4 protein-coding genes are annotated in these 2,267 nt (G+C 47.4%); all 4 read right to left on the bottom strand.

Annotated elements, in window-relative coordinates:
• Positions 1-103: 103 nt before the first annotated feature.
• The 4 genes from TZ03_RS29455 to TZ03_RS31175 all read right to left on the bottom strand — a co-directional run bounded on the left by TZ03_RS29455 (position 104) and on the right by TZ03_RS31175 (position 1,922).
• On the bottom strand, positions 104-553 hold the full coding sequence (locus TZ03_RS29455; RefSeq protein WP_082056746.1) for a DUF6386 family protein: 450 nt from the start codon (positions 551-553) through the stop codon (positions 104-106).
• A gap of 168 nt (positions 554-721) precedes the next feature.
• On the bottom strand, positions 722-1,324 hold the full coding sequence (locus TZ03_RS27175; RefSeq protein WP_051101405.1) for a DUF1963 domain-containing protein: 603 nt from the start codon (positions 1,322-1,324) through the stop codon (positions 722-724).
• 2 nt (positions 1,325-1,326) lie between these two features.
• Positions 1,327-1,785 (bottom strand): hypothetical protein, encoded by a 459-nt coding sequence (locus TZ03_RS31170; protein WP_160297756.1) that lies wholly within the window; start codon positions 1,783-1,785, stop codon positions 1,327-1,329.
• On the bottom strand, positions 1,782-1,922 hold the full coding sequence (locus TZ03_RS31175; RefSeq protein WP_160297757.1) for a hypothetical protein: 141 nt from the start codon (positions 1,920-1,922) through the stop codon (positions 1,782-1,784). The genes TZ03_RS31170 and TZ03_RS31175 overlap by 4 nt, the downstream gene beginning before the upstream one ends.
• Between the last annotated feature and the right edge of the window lie 345 nt (positions 1,923-2,267).

The following is a 2,267-nucleotide window of genomic DNA, read 5'->3' on the forward strand; positions in this document are numbered from 1 at the left end:
GGGGGGGGGTGGGTTGCCGAGTTAGCATCAACCGCCTATTTTTCTGTTAAAGAACGCCATTCTTCAGCTCAACAGATCACTCATCAACCCACTGAAACCTCTTTCAAACAGATACTCTTATAGAATCTTTAAAAGCATTACTAGATATATTAGATTGCACGAAAGCCAAACAAATCGCCTCACCTTCTACCTTGTAAGTCATATAATAATAACCTGCTTCCAGACTGATAAATTGACCTTGCACTGCATCTGAGCTATCAGGTTCCAATCCTCCTCCAGAAGTGTCTTCTCCGGCACCTACAAAAACCCGTCCAGAAGGAAATTTCAAATTAACACCACCGTTCGGACCAATTATAGAATCCATAATTTTTACTTTGTACCTTCCATCTTTGCCCAGATTCAAAAAAACGATATTCCCCTCATTCACTTCCAAGATTTCATCAACCTGAATACTCCACCAATCGAATGTATCATCCACACGGTGGCGTATTGCCTGCAAATCAAACACTGCCAGAGTAGCTGTATCAGTAACAATTGAAAACTCGATAGCCATGCTTCCTCCCCAAAAAATTATCTCGCCAATTATATCGCTTGATTTAACCCCCCCGTACGTTTACCGATACAGTAAAGAGAGTTGCTCACACTTTTATTTATAGCTTCATTAAGTATTTGCAAGGACTGAGTAGCTACCCCCAACAATCAAAACAACCGAATGAATCAGTTAAGCCACCTGAACAAAGAAGCAGCCATCACTCTTGTCATCACCAATATTTTTATTTATAAGCAAGTAGCCCACACCATCCGTCATATACAGCGCATCTTGATATGGCGCGGGAAAATCCGACGAATATACTTGACACAAGAAGTTATAATTTTCAGAAAGTTCCATAGGTATCAACGCGCCCGCCGGCGCATCAAGAGCAAGCAAAGAGGCAACTGATAGTTCATCATTATCAATTGAACACTCCTCGAAATCCGCAAATCGAAGAGGTATTGATGGACCCGACGATTTAACTGACTTAGCACCATTGGCGTGGACCACGTAGGTATAGGAATCCATACCTTTGGCCTGCTGCACCTCATCAACGGTAATCGAGTCAACAAAGTACCCCTCCGGCTCGTATGTAGAAAACACATGCAAGAAGCCGTCAGAGGGTAGATCCGATCGTTTTAATCGCTGTTTCGCGATCTTACAGTTGATAGTAAACAAAAGCATCAATTCTTGACTGTCAGGATTTTTTGGCCAAGCTGCTAAATATGCACTGTCGCCACCAAAGATAAATGGTCCACCGCCTGAAGCTTCAACTAGCTTATAAACCTGCATAATCATTCTCCTGCGCAACCACTCAAGCTGCGATCGAATTTCTTTGCTTGTTTCTTAAGGCCCTTCACTCTACTTGCCGGCACACCGGCTTTCCGCAAAAGCTCCCGGCGCAATATCTGACTCTCGCTTAAGGCCGAATGCAAATCAGGTGCGGTCACCCTCGGCCATGGGGTTCGATGAAGAGATCGGAGATCTACTCCCCAGGCCTCGTCCGAGAGTTCGACGCAACGATGCAAAATCAGTAAATCTTTCCGAGCGATAGGCGCATTTGACGCACCACCACAGAAATCATGAGCATTAAAAACCAGAAGGCCCAGATTCGCGCAAAAAATCGTTCGGTCGTAAACATTTAATTCAATTTTTCCCATCAGGTAGTCGCCGAAATCAGTGCCCCAGCCCGTTGCATCATCACTGAGAATGAATTGAATCGCTGCACCGGCCACAAGCGAAGCAACGATCACAAGATCAACCGGCCAATGGCATCACGCTCGAACAGCGTGTTGCGCTTTGGCCGCTCACCGCCTTCACCGTAGCCGATCTCGTCCAGGCGCACCAGACGACAGCCACTTACCCCAAACACTTCCGCCGCAATTCGCATCACATTCTTTCAGCAACCAGATGGTGCCCCTTAAAATTTCTTAATTCCCTACCAACTCCATACGGCTCCCCGAAAACCTCAGAAAGAGTTAAGGCATTGGACTATGAGAGTCCACCCGCCGCCTTGGCGCCGCGCTGTCGCGCAGCAAACTGAGGGCGCATGTCTCAGGTTAGTTGTGCAGCCATTTCAGCCGAAGCAAAGAGGCTGCTCCGTCCAAGGCAGCCTCTTTGCTTTAGGATCTGAGTGCACGGGACAGAGGCCGTCGCTCGCACTGGTGTCTCACCACCCGCATGAGAGAGTGGCCCGCACGGCATCGGCGTGAAGTCACTGTCGGCACGGCTAGCC

The organism is Pseudomonas sp. 10-1B (assembly GCF_000935045.1).
GTDB lineage: Bacteria > Pseudomonadota > Gammaproteobacteria > Pseudomonadales > Pseudomonadaceae > Aquipseudomonas.

Coding starts and splice junctions, on each gene's coding strand:
- TZ03_RS29455 (WP_082056746.1), bottom strand. CDS start 553: ATGGCTATCGAGTTTTCAATTGTTACTGATACAGCTACTCTGGCAGTG.
- TZ03_RS27175 (WP_051101405.1), bottom strand. CDS start 1,324: ATGCAGGTTTATAAGCTAGTTGAAGCTTCAGGCGGTGGACCATTTATC.
- TZ03_RS31175 (WP_160297757.1), bottom strand. CDS start 1,922: ATGCGAATTGCGGCGGAAGTGTTTGGGGTAAGTGGCTGTCGTCTGGTG.